Annotated in this window: 8 protein-coding genes; 5 read left to right on the top strand and 3 right to left on the bottom strand. The window is 56.5% G+C overall.

Going from position 1 to position 22,149, the window contains the following annotated elements:
• Both RYA97_RS25085 and RYA97_RS25080 read right to left on the bottom strand, forming a co-directional pair.
• Nucleotides 1–5,190, bottom strand: coding sequence for an imidazole glycerol phosphate synthase (locus RYA97_RS25085; protein WP_316893298.1), 5,190 nt, complete (start codon nucleotides 5,188–5,190; stop codon nucleotides 1–3).
• A gap of 49 nt (nucleotides 5,191–5,239) precedes the next feature.
• Nucleotides 5,240–9,529: a hypothetical protein gene (locus tag RYA97_RS25080; RefSeq protein ID WP_316893296.1), complete on the bottom strand. Its 4,290-nt coding sequence runs from the start codon at nucleotides 9,527–9,529 to the stop codon at nucleotides 5,240–5,242.
• Between the two features lie 281 nt (nucleotides 9,530–9,810).
• Between RYA97_RS25080 and RYA97_RS25075 the strand changes: the two genes are divergently transcribed.
• The 5 genes from RYA97_RS25075 (at nucleotide 9,811) to RYA97_RS25055 (ending at nucleotide 20,511) form a co-directional block, all read left to right on the top strand.
• On the top strand, nucleotides 9,811–15,030 hold the full coding sequence (locus tag RYA97_RS25075) for an RHS repeat-associated core domain-containing protein (RefSeq protein ID WP_316893295.1): 5,220 nt from the start codon (nucleotides 9,811–9,813) through the stop codon (nucleotides 15,028–15,030).
• Nucleotides 15,031–15,386: 356 nt separating this feature from the next.
• Nucleotides 15,387–15,941, top strand: coding sequence for a fimbrial protein (locus RYA97_RS25070; protein ID WP_029240880.1), 555 nt, complete (start codon nucleotides 15,387–15,389; stop codon nucleotides 15,939–15,941).
• A 107-nt stretch (nucleotides 15,942–16,048) separates the two neighbouring features.
• Nucleotides 16,049–16,795, top strand: coding sequence for a molecular chaperone (locus RYA97_RS25065; RefSeq protein WP_031594897.1), 747 nt, complete (start codon nucleotides 16,049–16,051; stop codon nucleotides 16,793–16,795).
• A 36-nt stretch (nucleotides 16,796–16,831) separates the two neighbouring features.
• Nucleotides 16,832–19,348, top strand: a complete 2,517-nt coding sequence (locus tag RYA97_RS25060) for a fimbria/pilus outer membrane usher protein (RefSeq protein ID WP_010200754.1) — start codon at nucleotides 16,832–16,834, stop codon at nucleotides 19,346–19,348.
• Nucleotides 19,349–19,395: 47 nt separating this feature from the next.
• A complete protein-coding gene (locus RYA97_RS25055) occupies nucleotides 19,396–20,511 on the top strand; it encodes a fimbrial protein (protein ID WP_005745277.1) in 1,116 nt (371 codons plus the stop codon).
• Between the two features lie 41 nt (nucleotides 20,512–20,552).
• Here RYA97_RS25055 and RYA97_RS25050 read toward each other — a convergent pair whose 3' ends face one another.
• Entirely contained in the window at nucleotides 20,553–22,085 is a 1,533-nt protein-coding gene (locus RYA97_RS25050) for a hypothetical protein (protein ID WP_117139864.1), read from the bottom strand.
• Nucleotides 22,086–22,149 lie beyond the last annotated feature (64 nt).

The raw sequence follows: 22,149 nt of genomic DNA, 5'->3' as shown, positions 1-22,149 counted from the left end.
CTATACCGAATAGAGGGTATGCATGAGACGGTTGCGCCTGCCGACGCCGGTGGCCAGAAAACCGATTCGTCGTTTATGGGCATTGCCCTGCTTATCGAGCAACAGGACTACTATTTCCCCCATCAATTTGTCGCGTGAGTCACCTACCGGGATATATTTAAGGCCCCGGAGGCGGTGCAGGCTGATGACCAGTTTGCCGGTCTCGAATAAGGACATCTTGACGTCAATGTCCAACGTGTGGACATCCCCCATCACGTCCTGGAGCGCTTCGTCAAAGTTCACCTTGCTTACATCACCGATAACCGCAGGGTCGTCGAAAATAAAACCCGTCCAGCTGAACATTTTTTCTTCTTCCAGCTCGCTCTCCCAGAGAATGATCGACGTATTGATCCCGTCACCGTCAGGCTTGGAGGGCAGAAACTTCAGTGTCTCGAAATTCACCCATTGCTGGGTTTCGGGGTTAATGACAGTCAGCGTCCAGTAATCAGTGGTCTCGAACTGGTAATCGAAATGCACATCTTCCCCAAAGTCCGGAGCCCCACTCGACGGCGGATCAACCGGAGGATCTCCGCCATCCCCATGTGCACGCCGCGGAATGAAGGTGTAACTGCGGGCATCGAACCTGGGCAAGTTTCGCGGGGTGATTTCAACCTTGCTGTTGATCTCTTCAACCATCAAAGAGGTCCACCACTTGGCGTTGTCATCCTGAAATTTCGCGTGGAAGACTTTGACGAAACCCGATACCGCCCGGCTGTGCAGGAAGAAGTACTGCGTGATTGTCCGTGACGCATCCAGGCCCGATTCAGCAGCCAAGACGCCGGCCCCGGATAGCTCGAAGCGGTTATATTGACTGCGCACGCGCCACGTTTGGCCATCCCCCTCGGGTATGCCTTCGAGATGGGAGAGTACTGACTCGATACATTGATTGGATTCATCGTCTACCAGACGCATGGAGGCCCTTTCGGTGGGACTCAGCTCGTACTCGATGTTGTTGTGCGGCCTTATCTGGGTCTTGATCTGCAGCCTGAGTTGCTGATAACCGTTGGGGTACAGATTGCCTGTATTACCGTAAGGCGGTGACGAGCCAGGAACCGTGACGATAAACATCGACATTTCTTGCCAACTTTCTTCATCGATGACTTCGGATAATTCGATGACGCTATAGCCGTACGCCATAACCACCCCCTTGCTCAGCACTTCACAGCTCACCACGCTACTGGCGACAAACGCCTGATCGGGCGGCATGAAAAGCCCCTGCTGATCAACAGTGCCTAGCCCACCCGCCACTTTCCAGCGTCGCTCAAACCCAAGCAGCAGTGCGCTGTCATCGTGTAACTGCACCGCTACCTTTGGCCGTGCTCTGGGTACGAAAGCTGGCTCGATACGCAGCGTTTGCTGCCCTTTGGCAATAAGCACCGTAGCGATGCCACGGTCATTACCCAACGCCTGTATCTGTTGCACCGCCAGTGCTCTTTTTCCGGACCTGGCATCCGGACTGAAGAGCGCGCCCTTGTCGACCGTACTCAAACTGCCAAGCTCAGTGCCCAACAGCGCCCAGCTCACCGGGCTGCCGTCAAGCGTCGAAGCCGCCAGCGAGACCGGTTGCAGCGCATCCCCCCCTGGCACTACCGTTACACTTGGCGCCAACTCCATGCTGCGTGATACCACACCCACCAGCGCCGAGACTTTGACGACAGCGCCTGACTCTTCATACGTGGCTGTGATCACCACGCGCAACGCGTCATGGCCAATCGCCTCAAGCCCCGGCGCCGTGTAAACACCGCTGGAAGAGATGCTGCCGCTTCCCGCAGCCAGGTGGCTTTTAATGCTTAACGCACTCCAGCTGGTGGCCGGTATTTCTTCGCCTTGCGGGTTGTGCAGGGCAAATCGCTGAGTCTGCCCGGCCTTCAGGGTCGAAAACAGGGGTGTAATGCTGGCCTGTGTCGAACGAAGGCTGCCAAACAACAGCAGGTCATGTGGACGGTATTGCTCAAGTGGTTCGAATACGCGTCCACCGGTGAACTTCAGGCAGTCCGCCACGTGCAGACGTTCACGCTCGATCATCGACTGAGTCTCTTGCGAGAGCATCAGCACCGTGCCGTAGGTTGGCTGACCGTCTTCCCCACGATCATCAGGTATCGGATAAACGAAATCATCTGTCGGTGCAAACACGCCTTCAGCGTCGCCATCCTGCGCGTGCATGAACAGCACAAGCGCGCCATCACCGGTAGTAGTGTCCATACGCGCATCGCTTGAACGCGGCGCAGCGCGGGTAACAAGCCGCAAGCTGGCTGGCGTCTGAACATGATAGCGATTGAGCTGTGCCTGCAGCACAGAGAAAACCCGGCGATGAAGTGCAATCTGCTTGAACTCCTCAGCAAAGAAATCTGCCAGCCGCAGATTGATCACATCATCGAGGCCCCCCAGATTACAGGCAATGTCAACCCCGTCGGCCAGATCGAGCAGCACATGCCCCTCATCACCCACGAAGAGGTCAACAGTCATTGCCAGCCTGAAGCCCATAGGCTCGCTGATGATGGAGCTGCCGGACACGGTGGTTGCACTCCCCTCCGGCTGATGCAAGCCGCTGTAACGGCCAGACACCATGTTCATCGTGACGAGGACACTGCCGGAGCCCGGCGAGTCAGGCAGAAACGACAGGACCGGCACGCCCAGCTCGACCTGTTTCAGACGAACAGTGTCGCCTTGTCGCTCATCCACCACGATGTCGCCGGTGAACAACGGCAAGAAGGCCAGCTCCTGATAGCGCTCGATGTATTGTTGCTCTATATGCCGGTTGAGCTCGCTGCGACTGACCGCCGCGACGGCTCCCCAGCCTTGGGTCAAGGTACCTGCACCCGCTCGCTGCACAATACCGCTCAATGAACGGGGCATTGCATTAGCCGCCGTGCCCCCCGCTGTCCCGGTCAGTGCCTGCAACACACCGGAGGAACCACTCAATGGCAGCGGCAGAATCAAGTGCCCGGCCATTGTGCCCAAAGCGTCGTCTTCAAATTCTGCAAACACGACAACGTAGCGTTCGGGTGCTTCGGCATCACAGCTGTACACGCCAGTGGCGTCTATAGAGCCCGGCCCATCAAGACTCCAGGTGACTTGAAGGTCATGACCATTGACGACGACTTTCAGCTCGGCACGCTGATCATTGACGCTGACAAGCGTGATGAACAGCATCGGTGAGTGGCGAAGAACCAGAACCTGAATTGACTGGGTGTGCTGATCGTCGCTGACCGTTATTGTGTCGAGGACATAGGTATTCCCTGCCCCCCCTGCACCGGCGACGTAAAACTTCTCATGCGGTGCATCGACGCCGTCCTCAAGCGTCCCGCTTTCTCCGGCTACCGGATCGACCACCGTCCATTTCAGGGGAGTTGCACGCGAACTGCGTGCTGAAAGCGCTATCCGTTCACCGTAATTACACACCTGAATCAACGGGCTGACGCTGACGCTGCTGGTGAGCACCGTCAACACTGCGGTACTCTCATGCTCCGACACCGGGTCAATAGCCTTGATCAGTACACGCTGAAAACCCTGCCTTGCGGGCAGCGTTGCGGGAGCCGTATACCGGCCCTGCATATCGATTTTTCCCAGTCCTTCAGCATCGCCACCCAAAGGATCTTCCAGAGACCAGGCGATGTCCGCCCGCGCAGGCCGGGTGGTCAATTGCAGCTCTTCGCCTATACCGATCAGTGCCTGGTGCCCGGCGATACTGAACGTGGACGCACCGGGATCGATACGACCGAACACGGCCAGGTCATAAGGTAGACGCTTGAGTACGGGTTGCAAAACTTGCTCGTCAGGCAATAACCAGCCGCCCAGAAAACGCTCGGCGCCGGTAGCATCCAGAGTTTTGCTCAACCCTTGAAGCACAGCGTGTTTGACGGTGTAGGCCACGAAGCCGTTGACCTGCTCCAGCTCCCTGACACTCAGGTTGTCCAGCGTTCCTGGAACGGCGCTGACCTCATGATCGAACAGGTAAGGTGTATAAAGATGCCCTTCCACTGCTTGATCATCTGACTCACCTTCCAGCAGATGAAACTCATGCTTGAGGCTGATGTTGAAGGTAGCGTTGTGCGATTGCCATTCATCGCTGTCCAGCGCTCTGTAGCGAAAACCCAGCGTGCAGGGAAATTCCCAGGTCTGCGTGGTCTGGGCGTACTCGAAGTCAATGGTCAGGGGATGCTCGGCGTTGAAGGCCTGAACGTTGAAGGATTCCGATTCAAAGACGAATTCCGCGCTGCGATATTCTCCAGCCGGAACTTCAAACGTGCCGGCCTGAGCGACCATCTGCTTCAGTGGTTTATCGTTTGGAACGTTGTAGCTGAATTCAGACGCTTGCAGCATCTGTATCGCCGCATGACCAAAGGCAGCACGGTGCAGTGCGTGAGAGGAAAACACGGCGGTCGCCGAATACGAATGCTGAGTATCGTTGGGAATCAGGTAACGGAAGTCGGAGTCGCCACCCGGAATCCCGCCCGACACGCCGTATTGCATGGTCGTGAACAGCAGCAACGCGCCTTTTTTATGGACTGATACAGCATTGGGGCTTTCAAGCTGTGATCGCACATCAATTCTACGTACATTGAGCAATTCGTTGCTCTGCTCGTTGAAAATACCCAGCCTGAACTGCTGCTCCTGATTTTCCGGGTTGCTGAACCAATCCTGAAAAAAGTCGCCGATCTTCTCTCGTTCGGTAGAATGGCCCGGAAAATCCAGTGAAAGGTTTTTAGCCAGACCAAGGTCCACCACCAGATCCGCGCTTTGACTGCTCATTTCCAGATCGAAATCCAGGCCCGGCGCATTCAGTGGGTCGTAGGCTGCGATTCTGTGAACATTGTGCTGCCCTAGAGCGTTCTCTACCACGGTATGCAAACCGGCGATAACCGGAATGCGCCAAGCCAGCAGCGAATTCTCCAGAACGCTGTGCTTGAACGACAAGGTTGGTGCCCCGAGAACACAGCCCGAGAAAAAATGGGAATCAATCGTATTGGGAATCGTGATACTTCCGTCCGGCACCGGACGCGACATTCCCTGAGCCAGACTCTGTTGGTAAACATGGTCGAGGAGCTCGTTGACCTTGTCGCCATCCAGAGCAATGATCGCGTCCCAGCCTCTGAGACGCGTGTTATCTTTCATCCATGCCAACAGACTTTCCGCTGAATAACCAGCCATGACATCACCTCCTGTGATGTTGATATAGATAAGACCGATGTGCCTTGGGTCAGGACGCCGGTACTTCTTTGCCCTTCATCAATTCCAGCTCCGTGGCAAACCCGTCCACCGGTAGCGGCAATATGATATGCCCCTCAATGACGTCAAAGACTGAATGATCGGCCTCGGCAAAAATAAGCACAAACCGGTCAGTCGACGATATGTCGGGGGTGTACAAGCCGTCACTGATGCTCCCGCTCCCGGCGCCTATTCTCCACTCGACGCCGGCCGGCGTAGCGCCATCGGCAAACGCTTGCAGTTGAACCTGATCGGCACGAATGGTCACAACGTCCACGGGCTTGCCGACCTTCGCAACCTCCAGAACTTCCGAAACCTCCACGGTTCTTACGACTTTCACGGTTAACAGTGGGATTTGATGCTTTACCAGCACCCACGACGAAACACTCGCCTGCCCACTGGTCACGACTATCTGATCCAATAGGTAGGTTTTGCCGGACACCTGCTGCGCCGCGACGTAACGGTGATCACCATCAGCCAGTTGGCTGGGCTCCAGGACACCGCTTTCGCCGGGAACCGGATCCTTGAGCGACCAGTGCATTTCTTCTGTGCCGAGCGAGCCTGCCTCGAGCTCCACAATCTGCCCGGCGTCACACACCTGAATCAACGGATTGAGGGTGATCGGGTTGGTCACGATCGTAACCAGCGCCGAACTCTGATAGTTGGAGTTCATGTCAGTGGCCGTCACCCGAACACGTGTGAACGGAAACTCGGTTGCCGAGCTTTCTGGCGCGTAATACCGGCCGGCACCATTGATGGCACCGTAGTTCTGCGTATGACCATCCAGACGTTCGACACCCCACGTCACACTCAATCCCAGCGGTTGAGTGGTGAAGGTGGTGGAACTGTCGACTACCATCAGATGCTCCGCCGGGCTGACGACAAAGTCTGCCCCGGAACTATTGATGCGCCCGAAGGCGGCTATGTCTCTGGGCGCACGCAGTACATCAGGCACAATGGCTTCGTTGAAATTGAGATTGATACTGTCCCGGATGAACGAACTGATCGGCACACGGGTAGCGAGTTTGCCCTTTAGTACGGCCCTGATCCCGGACTCGAACGGATGAGTGTCCAGACTCTTGAAATTCGCCTTTACTATCTCTATCAACACCTGTAATTCGACGCTCAATGGTGGTGGATCCAAATCTCCGAAAGCCGGTTCACCGCTGGTGGTATTTATCGTGAGGCTGGGGGTCAGAACGAGGTCGTTGTTTTCTTCGGCGAAGGTATAAATGCACCGTACATCGACCGTGATGACCTTGGTCATGACCAGTACCGTCTTGCCTAGCAACGTAAGCACAACGCTGGGTATAGCTTTGGGCTTCCAGGTCAATGCCACCGTGCCATCGCAAATGAGTTCCACTGACAAAGGCGTGCTCTCCAACGCCTCAAGCCAGGTCTCGGGTTTGTAAACATTTGCCATGACTGGCACGCGATCGATTTCAACCTCAACATCCCGGCTGCTCGACTCGGACGTCTTCAATCTGCCCGACTTGGCCGTCGCCTTGACCAGTCGGCCGGAGCCATCATGAACAAGTTCGAAATCCACGTCTGCAATAACCGAAGCAATGGTCTTGGTCACCTCGCCGATGAACAGTGCCGCCTTGAACGTACGCTCAGCACTGAACAAAACTGTTGCTGAGTAATCTTTCCCGACATCATCCGGTATCAGGTATTGGTACTCTACCGGGATGTCGCCGTCTTCCTGACTGCCTTCCAGACGAATGAACACCAGCACGGCCCCGTCGCCATAGTTGGCGGCATGCGGGTCGAGAGGTGCTGCAGGATTGGTCTGGGTGCGCAGTTTGAAAGACTGAGGGTGCATCAGATCATTGCTGCCACGCTTGATCACGCCAAGCGTCCATATGCGCTCATCGTCCGGCAAATCATTGAACAGGGCTTTGAAAAAATCTCCGCCGAGTGCCCGGTCAGCCCTGTCAGCCGCGAAGGTAAGAATGAAATTGTCACTGTCCTTGAGGTCGAGCCGCACCCGGCCATCGCTCTCGATATTGCCCGGGACCATTTCCAGCGCGAGATCCAGTGTCAGCTTCGGACCTTGCAGCGCATCGATATGGATAACCCTGTAGGCTTCCCAATTATCGACGTTATTCTTCATCGTCAATTGGGTTCCGCCCAGAATCGAACAGGTCAATGTCGCATGAGAATAACCGAGGTTATCGTTCGAGAAGGCCAGTCTGGGCGCATCCAGAATAAAATTGTGAATACATTCTTTAAACCCGTCGCTCAGTATCACCTCTCCGCTCACAGGCTTTATACAGGTGTCCGACGAAAAACGCGCAACATACTCCTGAAGCAACAGGTTATTCACCTCGCCTCGGGCCATTGCAGCGATGGAGTCCCAACCCCACATAACATTGTTAGCGGGGTCTTTCATCCACTCGGTCAGGTGGTTCAGCGTGTTATTGGCCATAGGGTTGCGTCCTTGCATGTGTGGGGTCATACCAGTGGCTGTTGCGTCCTGCGCCAGCCCGCCGGCCTGTAAAGAATGACCGTCCAGTACCTCGAAATCGATAGACGGAAACTGTGTGTAAGTCGCCCCGTCATCAAAGCTGACTTCAACCGCCACGGTGTTGGTCAGTTCGTTTCTCTTCAGACTCTCCAGAAAGTCCCTCGGGATGATCACCGACACCTGCTTGGATTGGTATTCCGCCTCACTGAGCGGTTCGGCTGCGCCGGTACGTAGCCCGAGCGCTTGTGGCGAACCCGATTGTGACAAGCCAATGGCCTTGATTCGTACCCGTTGCCCGGGTGCCATATAGGGCCAGGATGCGAGGTCCAGACCCGCACCTTCTGACGGCACAAGGTCGAGGTAAAGCTTGGTATCGGTAATGCGTGGTCGCATGATCTGGATAACCGGCCAAACACCGACAAGGCCTCTGACTTCCAGTTCGAATACTGGCGAAGTGCCTGACTGCGACAGCGAAACGACCTTGTAATACACATCTACCCACTTGCCCATATTGGCCGGAACCGCCGTGGACGGGATGATGAACAGGCGCGGATCGTCTGGTGAAGGATCAGCGATAAAGCTGCCCGTGCTTGTATTGCCATCCCAGTGCATCTGTACCGTGGAATCGTCACCGATGAAAGCATTGTCCGGTATGCGAATTTTCACCCCGCTCTGCAGCCACGAGGCATTGATATAGCCCTTTACTCCCCATTCTCCAGAGCTCTCGATCGTGGCGTGGTCGATAACGGGCACAGGAAGATCGAGCGCAAGACTCAGCATGACCTTGCGCGGCAACGAGCTGGCGGCATGGCCTGGTCGCGCGTACTGATACACCAGCTCGATTTCCTTGCCGTTATTGGCGCAAAGCCAGGCATTCGCCAGCGAGAACTGCAGTACGCCACTGTCGAGATTGGATATGTCGGCCCTCAGGGTCTGCACCAGCATATTGCCGCTGGAAACGTAAACCACGACATCGTCATCGATCTGCATGCCCGAAGGATCGATCAGCAGGGTGATGCCGCCAGGAAAGGCTTCCGGATCCAGTGAGCCACCGTTGAAATCCTTGATCCTCAATGCCGGCAATAACGCCGCTGACGGTGCGACGATGGCCAGTGACTGGGTGACTGAATCCGTTATCAATGTGGAATCGGCATACTCGATGCGGTAGCTCATCAGCGCGACGCCATTTGCAATTGGAAAAAATACGCTAGTGGTTATCGACCACCGCAAAGGCTGGCCCACCTCGTCCCCAGTCAATAACCGGGACTCGACCCAAGGGTCCGAGGGGCAGCCGTCGTCGAAATAAAGATCCAGTGTGAGGATCACTTTGTCGCCCTCGCGCATGGCCAGATACGGCGGCGTCACGATCGACACCTGATTGACGCCCCACAGCAGGTCGGGATCAAGCTTCAGATCGTGAGACTCCTTGCATTGCGGCACCCCCAGCCCGGCAGCCGTTGGTGGACGTTTGCCAACATAGAAAAACAGGCGCTGGGATTCCTCGATGCTGCCTTCGACTATGTACGAGTAAAACACCCAGCCATTGTCAAGCCTCGTCAGCAACGGGTTATTGATCTTCAGCAGCATGCCTTCAGGCTCCAGGTCCCCGACCTCGACAAGTTCGCCGACATAGTCCTCCACTGCGCCCAAGGCGCTGCAACCTCGCCAGTTGGGCATGAACCAATCACCTTTTTCGATACCTGGATAGTTGATCCAGGTGAGCAGGTCGGCGCCGCCCAACTGATCCAGGTCGAGGTAATTCCCGGGCTGCTGCAGGTCGGGCACCTTGGGGGCGGGAAAATCCAGCGCCATGAGTGAGACTCCTTTCTCGTTTCCGCCTGAATGGGTGTATCGCAAGGGTTGACCTTGCAAATGCGGATAGGACTTTTTTACGCCGGTGCCCACCAGTTGCCCACTAGCACTACTGCTAGGTTGTTGCCCGGGTTCGGACTGTTAGGGTTAGGCAAGACCTCCAGCCACACGGACGCCTCAGGGAGTTCAGGCTTGGGGGGCGTCAATGAACAGAGCGCAAGGACTGCACAATCGTCAGACACCGCAGCGCTTGTCCCGCATCAATCATCGAGGTCCGCTCCATGGCTGCTTCTACTTCCGTGCACTCCAACGCGTTCAATTTCATGAGTTGTCTGAAAAGCGGCGTTGACCCGCGCACCGGGCTGTACAACATATCGATCAGCATGCCCGAACTGCAAAGCAATGACCTGCGCGGACCAGGGTTCCGACTCGACCTGTCCTACAGTCAGCTAAATACGCTGGACAGCGGCTATGGCATGGGCTGGAATCTACAGGTTTCACAATACAACCCTGCCACTCAGATCCTGTCCCTCAGCACAGGCGAGACCTTCCTGGTCGACGGCACCGGCAGCAACGGCCTACGGACGATGACCGAGAAGAAAATTGACACCTTCCACTTCTACAAGCAGGACGATACGTCCTACCGGGTGGTGCACAAATCAGGTCTGGTGGAAATCCTCGAGTTGCACATCAGCGGCAATAAAAGAATGGCCTGGGCGGTGAAAATCATCGCGCCGTCCGGGCACAGCATCACGCTCAAGCACAAGCTGTTCAAAAGCAGCACCTACATGCTTGCTTCGATCACTGACGACCTGGGTCAGACGCTGTTGGAAATTGCACGCAGCGACGATTTCGTCGAGCTGAAACTGCATCCGTATGAGGGCATTGGCGGTGCTCCACTGGCGCGCTTTTTGATGACCCTCGTCGGCACCGACAGACGCGTATCGCGCATCACCCTGCCCACCGAGAATAATGCGTCATGGCGCTTTGAATATACCCTGGAGAACGACCATCAATGGTGCGTGAAGCATGTAGAGACACCGTCTGGAAGCAGCGAAGATGTTTACTACGAGGATGAAGGCCATGCGTTTCCATACAGCGCCGGTCGCCCGCCCCTACCCAGAGTGACCAAGCACGTCATCGATCCCGGCCTCGGTCAGGCAAAGGTCGATGTGCGATATACCTATAATGACGGCCAGCAACACTCACGAAATTTTCTCGGTGCAGAGCTGCGCATCGTCTGGGAAGACGACGGCCTGGACAACCTTTACAAAACCTTGCAGGACTACAACTATGTCTGTACCGAAAGCCTGTGGGTCGACAGCAAGGCCGTGCGCAGCATAGAGCGGACCTTCAACCGCTTTCACTTGCAGACCCTTGAAGTCACCACCCAAAACAACAACCAGCAAACGGTCGCGACCGCCTACAACATTCTGCCGGGCGAGCGTTACTCCATGCAGCCCAACAATTGTCAGCTACCCAGCGAAGTCACCACCCGTTGGCAACGGCTGGACGAGCCTGAGCGGACGCGCACAGAAACCGTCACCTATACCTATGACCTTTACGGCAATCCGCTGGTGCATACACGCGCCGACGGGATCCAAGAAGTCAGCAGTTGGTACCCGGCCGGCGGTGGCGACGGTTGCCCGGCCGATGCGGAAGGGTTTGTCTCCCGACTGAAAGAAAAAGTGGTCGAACCCGCGCCATCGTCGCAGTCCGGGGCCCCTACCCTGTCCACACGTTATCGCTACAGTACGCTGCCTGCACTGACGGGCAGCGAGTTACCCGACTGGATCGTGCCGGAAACCGAAACACTGCTGCAGCTTGAAAGCGGTGGAACCTCTGTGGAGTTGCAAAAGATCCTGCTGGAGCACATCAACCAGCCGGACGCGCCTTTCCAGCATGGTCGGATCGCGAAAAATATCGAGTCCGTGAACGGAAAGGACACCGTTACCGTCTACGAGTACAGCCACGCCAGCATCAGTCACAGCGACAGCAACAGCACCAATAGCAGCAGCCGCAAGAAAAAGGGTAAGGGCAAGATCAGGATCAAGATCAAAGGCAAGGGCAAAGACCGGATCAAGATCAAGATCAAGATCAAGGGCAACAACAAGGGCAACAGCAAGGGCAACAGCAAACACTTGCAGGTCCCGGTACAGCTGATAGAGATCACCACTATCGGCTTCGACAACACTCGCATAAGCAAGCAGCAACAGCAGTCGTTGTTGACCGGCCAGGTGCTGCTGATCCTGGAAGAAGGCGTGGAGATCCGCTATGTCTATGACGCGCTCAACCGGCTGACCAAAGAAACGATCGCACCGAATTCAAGTGCTGGCTATGAAGCCAGTCGCGAGTACGAGTACACCCTGTGTTCCGATACGGGACAGTGCGCAGAACAAGTGCTGACCGACGCCCGCAAGGTCAAGACCCGCTCTGTCATGGATGGCCTGGGCCGGGTAATACTCGAGGAACGGGACCACATCGACAGCAATGATCTGCAAGCAATGTGCATGATCCATAAAACGCAGTACAACGCCTGGAACAATGTGCAATACGAAACGGATTACGACTGGTTCGACAACCAGCAACTGTTCGCTATGCGAAACACCTACACCTACGACGACTGGAACCAGCAATCTGTCATTGCCTCGGATCACGGCATGCAGACTCACCAGTACCACGACCCCATCGGCAGTAAAGAACATAACGGTCCTGTTCAGAAGACCTGGGTGCAAAGCGGTGACGCAGAACCTCTGATCAGTGGTCGTAGCGAGACCTGGCTGAACATGTTCGGCAAACCGGACAAGATCAAGAGCCAGGACGCAGCAGGAAAAGATCTGGGCTCACAAACCTTTCTCTACGACGGAATTGGACGCTGCACGGAACAGACCGATGCGTCAGACCACAAAACGCAGTTCAGTTATGACGCCTGGTCGCGCATGGTCAGCACACGCTTGCCCGATAGCAGCGAGGCACATCGTGAGTATGAACCGTTCAGCACCACCGAGCTGCCGACCAGCCTGAACGTGATTCATCCGGACGGTATTACCAAAACCGCGGCAGGCAAACAGACGTTCGACGGGCTCGGGCGTCTGACACTGGCCCAGGCAGGGCAACGTATCGAGCATTACGAGTATGAGGACGGTCACCGGCAGATCAAAACCCGCAAAACGGCCAAGGGTGATGACATTAGCTACACCTACAACCTGGCACTCACCGATCAGATCGTCTCCAGTGTCTCCAGTACTGCACCGGATGACGCTGCCCGTTTCGAGTATGACAACGTCAGTGCCCGCCTGATCTCTGCCACCAATAAGCAGGGCAAGCGCACTTACGCTTATGACGCGCATAACCAGCTGACCAAAGAGACCTGGGAAGATCTGCAAGGCCGGACCTGGCAAACCCTTCATCGGACATCCTTGCAGGGCCGTGCGATGTATCGCACCGATGTCGAACAAAAAGACGTCAAAAACCCGGTTAAAGGTGTAGTCAAAGGCCGGAGCAAAGGCGGCGTCAAAAACAGTGTCAAAGGCGTTGAAACGATTTACCGGTATGACACGTTCGGCCGACTCGAAAGTGCCGTTCAGGGCAACGTGGAGGTGACCACCCGTTATGACACACTGGGTCAGCCCTGCGAGATGACGACCCATGACACAGTAGCCGGAACCAGCCTGGTAAACCGTATTGAATATGACGACCAGGGACAGGAAGTTCTCAGAACGCAGAATGCCGGCAATCACCCTGTACGTACGCTGACACAGCAATGGCAACCCGACGGGCTCATGCAAAGCCGTCATTTGCAGGAAGCGGGCAACCCGCTGCTGCTGGAAGAGTTCCAGTATGACGCTCGAGGTCGTCTGAGCGGCGTCGCCTATTCAGGCAGTAACCGGCCAGTGCACGCATCCGGCAAAGCGATCATCAACCAGAGGTTCATCTTCGACGAGCTGGACAACATGACCCTGACCACTACCAGATTTGACGACGTCAGCAATGAGGCCTGCTTCAGCACTGAGACGGCCATTTTCCGCTATGGCAAAGAAGGGGACCCCGATTCCAGGGACCGATGCCAGTTACTCGGCATCACCTACCTGCCTCCACGGGACACACCGCCCCCGACGTTCAGCTATGACGCCAACGGCAATCAGTCCGCTGACGAGCATGGCAACCTGTTGTACTACGACAGTGAAAGCCGCCTTGTACGGACGGACAAACCGACAGGTGAGCCGATCAACACATACGCTTACGACAGCAATGATCATCTGGCCACCACCCGCAATGGCAGTGACAGCGAAATACTGCGTTTTTATCAGGGCCAGCAGTTGAGCAGCACGGTGCAGGACGACCGACGAACTCAGTTTCTGCACATTGACGAGCAACCCATAGGCCAGCAGACCATCGGAGAACCTGCCGAAACCCTGCTGTTGCTGACGGATGCGAACCAGAGCGTTATTGGTGAGTTCCAGCAGGACACGTTGCGAACAGCTGTCTACAGCGCCTACGGAGAACGCCACAGCGATGACGCGCTGCTCAGCGTCGCTGGGTTCAACGGCGAGGTATGCGAAAAAGACACGGGCTGGTATCTGCTGGGCAATGGCTACAGAGCCTACAACCCCGGCATGATGCGTTTTCACAGCCCCGATTCCTTGAGCCCCTTTGGCGCAGGTGGGGTCAACCCCTATACCTATTGCCTGGGCAACCCCATTGCCTGGCGCGACCCCACCGGGCATGACGCCAGCTCCCAGAGCGGCAGGCTGCGACGGCCCGATGAGGATGCGATACCGGCAGAGATGCGGGGTGACCTGGGCCTATGGACCTGGGTCTCGCTCGCGGCTGGCGTAGTGTTCACGCTACTCAGTTACTACGCGACAGTTACCACGTTTGGAATAGCCACCCCCGTCACGGCCCCTATAGCATTTCTAGGCTTATCGATGACCTCATACGCGGGCGCCAGCATTACAACCGCAGTGTTGGCGACAGGAACCTTTATCAGTGCTGCATCAACGGCTGCCAGTACTTATGGTGCGGTGACGGGAAACACCAAAGCCATGCAAGCAGGGCAATACCTCGGCTATATCGGGGCCGCTGTAGAGATCAGTGGGGGGATATTGAGACATACGCTTAAAAGAGCGGTCCATGCTGCGGTCCACGTTGGGGACGATGTAACTAAGCCGGTATTGACGGGCAGACTATTCAGGTTTTTGAACAGGTCGAAGTCCACGTCTGAGGATGGGGCTGCTCCAACGAATCCAGCGAATTCAGGCGCAGGTAACTTAGCAGAGAATACGTTGATTCCAAGAGCGGTCGGGAAGTCAAAGCCTGTGCCACCGCGACCCAACCCGCGGCCAATGACAGGCCCTTACGCCAGGCGCGACCAGCAATTGGTAACTAATGAAGCATCACCCAGCAGCCCTTCATGGCTGGCACGAAGCACAGCTTTTACAAAACAGCTTGGCAAATTAGGACAGAACGTATACATGCTTATATACGAGATTCGCAGGTGAGAGAACCGAACTTCCCGCCGCCGATAAAAAGCCCATCGCTGTCGGCGGCATTTCAGTCAACGCCTGTATTTCCATACCGTTACATTTGCCCCTTCGGATTCTCTGCCCGAACAGACAAGCACAGCCCCATGAAAAACCCGGAACAACGTAAAACTCAAGATTTTAAATGTATGACACTAATTTAGGAAATGTCCTACACCTCCCGCCACTAACCAAAGCCCGCCAGAGACTTCGCAACTAACGCACCTGCTGTAAACTCCCGCCCCGTCATGACGTACAACACAAACCGTCTCTCAAGACACCATAAATAGTTACATTTCCACTCTTGTAACGTTAATACTTATAAGGTTTTTATCGTGAATAAAATGCTATCCGTATTAGGCCTTGCTCTGGCAACCACACTGACCGGCACTGTCGCATCCGCCAACTCCGGCACCATCCGTTTCGAAGGCAAGATAACCTCCACCACCTGCCCTATCGAAGTGGTCAATCCGGGCGATGGCTCTGCCGGCAACCTGGTTAACATGGGCTCTATCGAGGCCAGCCGCTTCACCGGCATCGGTGACGAACTGTCTGGCAAGAGCTTTGCCCTGCGCGTCAATGACAACGGCAACTGTGGCCTGGCGAGTGGTAACTTGAATACGGCCAAAGTCACCTTCACCGGTGATGCGGACAGCAGCGGCGACTACTTCGACGTCACCCCTACTGCCGACGGGGCAAAGGGCGTTGCGATTGTCATCAAGGACCAGACCGGGGTCTCGATCAAACCAGGCGACATGTCGGCGCCTTACACACTGGTCGAAGGTGGTGTCACCGACATGGTGTTCAACGCCTACTACCGTTCGACAGCAGCTACCGTTGAAGCCGGTGCTGCCTCGGCGGATGTCCAGTTTGTTGTCGCGATTAACTGATACATCGACCCACTCGCTCACTGTGTAAGGATCAATAGTCTTTTCACGTGAAGCATCTTCAATACGTTCAGGTCCGTTTCGGATCTGAACGTACAAGGTAACTTTTCATGATGTGCCAACAGTCTTTTAAAAGACCTGCCCTCGCGGGGTGCACGATATTATTCATGTGCGCAGCCTATATACCTGCCAGCCAGGCAGCACTGACCGTCAACGCAACGCGCATAGTATTCGATGGCGACAAGCGCAGTACGTCGGTGGTCATATCCAATCCAAGTGATCGGCCGTTCGCGGTACAGACCTGGGTAAATACGGAGGCAGACGACACTGTCACCGTCGTTCCATTCGCACCTTCGCCGCCACTTTTTCGCCTTAATCCGGGCAAGGAACAACACGTACAGATCAATGGCCTGCCCCAGGACCTGCCCTCCGATCGTGAATCATTGTTCTACTTCAACGTGCAGGAAATACCTCAGGCCAACTCTTCGCAAGGCAATGTACTGAATATTGCCCTGCGTACCCGTATCAAACTGTTTTATCGCCCGGCTCTGCTGACTGACAACCCCACTGCCCGCCTCAAGGACCTGCAATGGTCGGTCCGGCAGATTGCCGGCAAGGCAGAGCTGACCGCCATGAATCCGACCCCCTTTCATGTGTCGTTCATTCGCCTCGACGTCTCCGGCGGTGGCAGGACTGAAAAGGTCAGTGAAGTCGCCATGCTTGGCCCGTTCAGCTCTCGCCATTACAAGCTCAACGAAACGAAAGCGGTACCGGGCCTTCAGGTGGTGTTTGCCGCGATCAACGATTACGGCGGCTACAGCCAGCCGCTGACAGCTACGGCCACGCTGACTGACTGAAACAGCGCAAGCCCGCTTCATCCCAGGACATTGAACATGACCCTATTACCCGATTCCGGGTTCATACCAGTGCGCCTGCGCTTTATGCAGGTGCTGATTGTGTGCGGCAGCGTTACCGTTGTACTGGAGCCGACCAGAGCGGCAACCGCCGTCAATTTCCAGCCCGGCTTCCTGCGTCAGGGCCAGGACTATGACAGTGCAGCCGCGGCCAGCGTGCTGAACCATTTGTCAGCTGTCGAGAGCCTCGGGCCAGGCGAGCATTGGGTAGAAATCCACGTCAATATGCGCTATTTCGGCCAACGTCAGATCCGTTTCGATGCCGACCCACAAGGCAACGGCCTGCTACCCTGCCTGTCGCCGGAGTTGCTGGAGCAGATCGGCGTACGTTTCGGCAGTCTGGCCGACCCGGCCTTGTTGCAAGTCGCCTGTGTCGCGCTGGGGCAACTGATTCCGGACGCCAGGGTCGTACTGGACGGCGGCAGACTGCAACTGTCGATCTCAATACCGCAGATCGCCATGCGCCGCGATGCCAACGGGCGAGTGGACCCGGCGCTTTGGGATTACGGCATCAACGCCGCCTTCATCAATTACCAGACCTCGGCGCAACAGACGACCCACAGGGAGACAGGCACCAGCAGCAGCGCAGACCTGTACCTCAACACCGGTATCAACCTGGGATCATGGCGATTGCGCAGCAATCAAAGCGTGCGTCAGGATGCACAGGGACATCGCGAGTGGACCAGAGCCTATGCCTATGCACAGCGCGACCTGCCCGGCACGCACGCTAACCTGACCCTGGGTGAAACCTACACCGGCGGCGATGTCTTCCGGAGCGTGCCGATCAAGGGCGGGTTGATCAAAACCGATCAGGAGATGCTCCCCGATTCCCTGCAGGGTTACGCACCGGTGATTCGTGGCGTTGCGCAAAGCAGGGCCAAACTGGAAGTGCTGCGCAACGGATACCCGATCTACTCCACATATGTCAGTGCCGGCCCCTATGAAATAGATGACCTGAACACGGCGGGCAGCGGCGAACTGGAGATCGTGCTGACCGAGGCCGATGGTCAGGTACGGCGCTTTACCCAACCTTACTCGACCATGAGTAACCTGTTGCGCGAAGGCGCCTGGAAATACAGCGCCGCCCTGGGCCGCTTCAACGGTGCCTACGCCACCGAGCATCCCTGGCTGTGGCAAGGAACGCTGGCCGTTGGAACAGGCTGGAACTCGACACTTTATGGCGGACTTATAACCAGCGACTTCTACCACGCCGCTGCACTGGGCGTGTCACGGGACATGGGCACGCTGGGGGCGATGGCATTCGATGTGACCCGGTCAAGCGCCAGCATCGACCAACCCGGTCAGTCCAGCGCGCAAGGCATGAGTTACGCCATCAAGTATGGCAAGGCGTTCACTACCCAGACCAATCTGCGCTTCGCAGGTTATCGCTACTCCACCGAAGGCTATCGGGATTTCGACGAAGCCGTCAGTCAGCGCAGCAACGACGCTACGTTCACAGGCAGCCGCCGAAGCCGCCTGGAAGCTTCGGTTCATCAGAGAATCGGCTTACGCAGCAACGCTGGTCTGACGCTGTCGCAACAGGATTACTGGGGCAGCGATATCGAACAGCGACAATTTCAATTCAATTTCAACACCCATCGTGCCGGGATCACCTATAACTTCTACGCCTCACAGTCACTGAGCGCAGCCAGTAGTAGCCGCGGCAACGACCGGCAGTTCGGCCTGAGCATCTCGATGCCCCTCGACACCGGCCATTCGAGCAATGCCACATTCGACCTGCAAAGCAGCGCCAATCGCCACAGTCAACGGGGCAGCCTGAGCGGCAGCCTCTATGAAAACCGCGTCAACTATCACGCCAGTCTGAGCAACGATGACGGCAAGCAGCAAAGTGCAGGCCTTGCGGCCGGCTATCAGGCGCCCTTCGCCAGCCTCGGCGCCGGTGTGACCCAAGGCAATGATTATCGAAGTGCATCAGTCAACGCCAGTGGTGCCTTGTTGCTGCATGCGGACGGCATCGAGTTCGGCCCGAATCTGGGCGACACCATCGCCCTGATCGAAGTACCCGATACACCCGGCGTTGGCATACAGAACGCTACCGGTGTCAGGACCAATAGTCGCGGCTACGCATTGATGCCCTATCTGCGTCCCTACCGCCATAACCCGATCACCTTGCAAACCGACCGACTGGGGCCCGAGGTGGAAATCGATAACGCCAGTAGTCAAGTAGTACCTGCCAGGGGTGCCGTGATCAAGACCACTTTCGCTGCGCGCACGGTGACACGCCTGATCATCAATGCAACCACTGACGGTGGCAAACCGTTGCCATTCGGTGCCCAGGTGAGCGATGCGCAGGGCAACATTCTGGGCATCGCAGGTCAGGGCGGGCAGATTTTGCTGTCCACCGGCATGCAGGCACAAACCCTCGATGTCCGTTGGGGTGAGAAAAGCGACCCTCAGTGTCATCTGCACATAGACCCCGCCGGCATGCCTCTGGCCAAGGGCTACCGAATGCAAGACATGAAGTGTGCCCAGTGACATCAGGTCTGAGCCATCCGCGACATTGTTATTTCAGGAATCCCCCCATGAACTCTGCATTGAACGCCCTGCTCCCCAGTCTGATCCTGTTGGGGACCAGCTATAGTGCTGCGGCTTATTCCGACGTACCGGATGACATACCGAGCAACGATTGCTATTGGATTTCCCCACCGGGAATAAAAGATTACCGGCGCGACATCGGCACGCTCTACGTCCCGAAAGACGCCCCAGTGGGCACCTTTATCGGTAGCATCGATATGCTTCAAGCCACGCCAGACAAGGCAGGTCTGGAGGCGGCCTGCAGAAATGACGGCACGGCTCTTCTGGAATTCAATGCAACGGCTACGGTTCCGATATTTCCTGGCACGCTGGAGCCGATAAACGGGGAAGACCTCACAGGCAAGATACTGCAAACCAATATTCCGGGCGTCGGAGTGCGGATAAGACTGGGGTATCCGTATGACAGGAACTGCAGCAATTGCTTCACGCCTGTAGGAGGAAGCGCCTCCGTTCCGTTCATCGGCCTCAACGACCACCAGAAAATGCTCACGAGCCTGCCTTTGGTTCATTTGCACAACTATGTAACGCTGGTCAAGACCGGACCGATCCCCTCCGGCCCCAATGTGCTCAATGGCAGCGAACTGTTCTCCGGAAGCGTGACAACGCTTGGCAGGATCATGAAGTACGGGCTAACCGGCACGATACTTCAGGCACAGTGCAGCGTTGGTGCAGATCCGGTCAGTGCCGACCCGGTGCAGTTGGGTGAGTGGGACAGCGCGGACTTCACCGGTCCCGGCTTCACCACACCGGCGGTGCCCTTCAGTATTGCGTTGAGTAACTGCGAGACCTACATGGACGCAGGCTTCGTGGCAACGGCGCATATCCAGCTCGATGGTGTCGAAGGCTCTGTTCCCGAGGGCGCTGTCGGCAGCGGGGTTTTTACCCTGACCAGCGACTCGGACGCCAAGGGCATGGGGATTCAGATTCTCAAAGGTGATGGAGTCACGCCCATGGAGCTGCAGACCGAAGTGCCAATGATGGTGATCACACCCGGTAACGTTGTGCTGAACTTTTACGCCCGCTTCTACCAGACACAGGCCAGCAGCGCGATCCGGCCGGGCAAGGCCAAAGGGGCCCTCAGCTTCACGATGACCTACAAGTAGCAATGCGCCGTGGACTGCCAACCTGGCGGTCCATGACCTCCTCAGGGGTACAACATTGGTCTGAGCGAAGGGAAAGACTGCCAGGAGAGCGTCTGGTCGAAACTCACACGCACCCGGACATCCAGCTGAGTGTCGATATTAAATGCCTTCAAATCCGTTTTGCTGATAACACCGGCGTCGATTCTATCGGCCACCCGCGGCACCGGGTATTCATCCAGAACGTTAACGATCAACAACTCATCATCAGCACCGCTGACACCACGCACATCAATGGTGATGAACTGATCAGTGCCCATGAATGACCAACTGTCGAGCGTGAACTGTGCGTAGCCTCCCTCGGGAATGTCCTGCAGGCTCAGAATCGCTCCGGAGACCTTGTCACACTGCACGACTGGAAAGCCTGTCATCCCCAGAATAGTCAGAGTATGCCGGTCCGAAAGATAAGGTGGGTCGGCGCTATTTTCGAACACCTCGTAGTACACCGGGATCGACTTGCCGAAATGCTGGGCAATCTGAGTGGAAGGCACGTTGAACAGCCTCGAGTCTGCTACCTCCGTAAGAAAGGAACCCACACTACCGGGCTCGGCCCACTGAACGCGGACGGTGTCACCGGGAGCAATCACGGCATTCTCGGGTATCGATACCACTGCGCCCCGATAAGCATTTACCGGATCGAGCGTACTGGCGCTTGGCCGGCCTGTGGCCTTCTGAACCAGCGGGGGTGGCAGCACACGGGGTGCTGGCTGAGCGCACACCAGCAGCGAAACAGCCAGCGCACGGGGCCCGGCATTCCCCGAGCGATCCTTCAGCCTGTAGGACACATAACGCATGCCGTCGCCACTCTCTAGAACCATTTGCTTGTCGAAGGCAATACTAATCGTGCTACCGATGTCGGACGCTTCAAGCGTCAGGGTTCCGGTGTGCTCCGAGCCCGTCAGCGTACTGCTCCAGTACCAGATAACGAGATCCCCGGGGCTCGGCGAAAAATACGCGGGCACTTCGGCCAGCACGGTGTCGTCATGAGTGTTCAGCCAGGCCGCGGTAAGACCGTCGCTGACGATTTCCTGCGGAAAAATCAGCGCCTCTTCGTCTGCGAATACCGGTGCCGTTTTATCAATGACAAAGGCCAGTGTTTCGGATTCAGTCAGCATCTGGTTCGCGGTCTGGACGCTATAACGGAGTCGATGCCGGCCTTCGCCAAGGTGTTGCTGCGCGATCATGATGAACAGATCGTCAGGCTGTACAGGTCCGGTCCAGACCTTCTCGTCCAGCAGCACGTCATTCCAGTACACGCGCAGATACTCAGGGTAGTCCAGGCTGGGCCCGGAGTTTTGCCACATGGGAAAATCGACCCGCAACGGCACGAGCCAGGCACTGCTGGGAAGCAGATTGGGTTCGCCGCCGGGTACGTCAGGGAGGAGTTCGGCGATCAAGGGCGGCGCAAGCAGCACGCTCTTGCGCCATGAAGCCGGCCAGAAAAGGATTCTGATCCGTTCGATCCACTTTGAAATGACAGACATGAGCCGGGCCTCCAGCACGAGAAAGCGGTGGCCGACCCGTTTGCCGACCGCCATGCCTGTCAGTTAACACCCTGTTTTTTTTTGCGGATACTGGCACAAGTGATAGGACCGTTGGCGC

This window comes from Pseudomonas syringae group sp. 26L6 (genome assembly GCF_032587815.1).
GTDB lineage: Bacteria > Pseudomonadota > Gammaproteobacteria > Pseudomonadales > Pseudomonadaceae > Aquipseudomonas > Aquipseudomonas amygdali.
The sequence above is the reverse complement of the archived record's forward strand: the minus strand, read 5'-3'. Positions and strand labels throughout refer to the sequence as shown.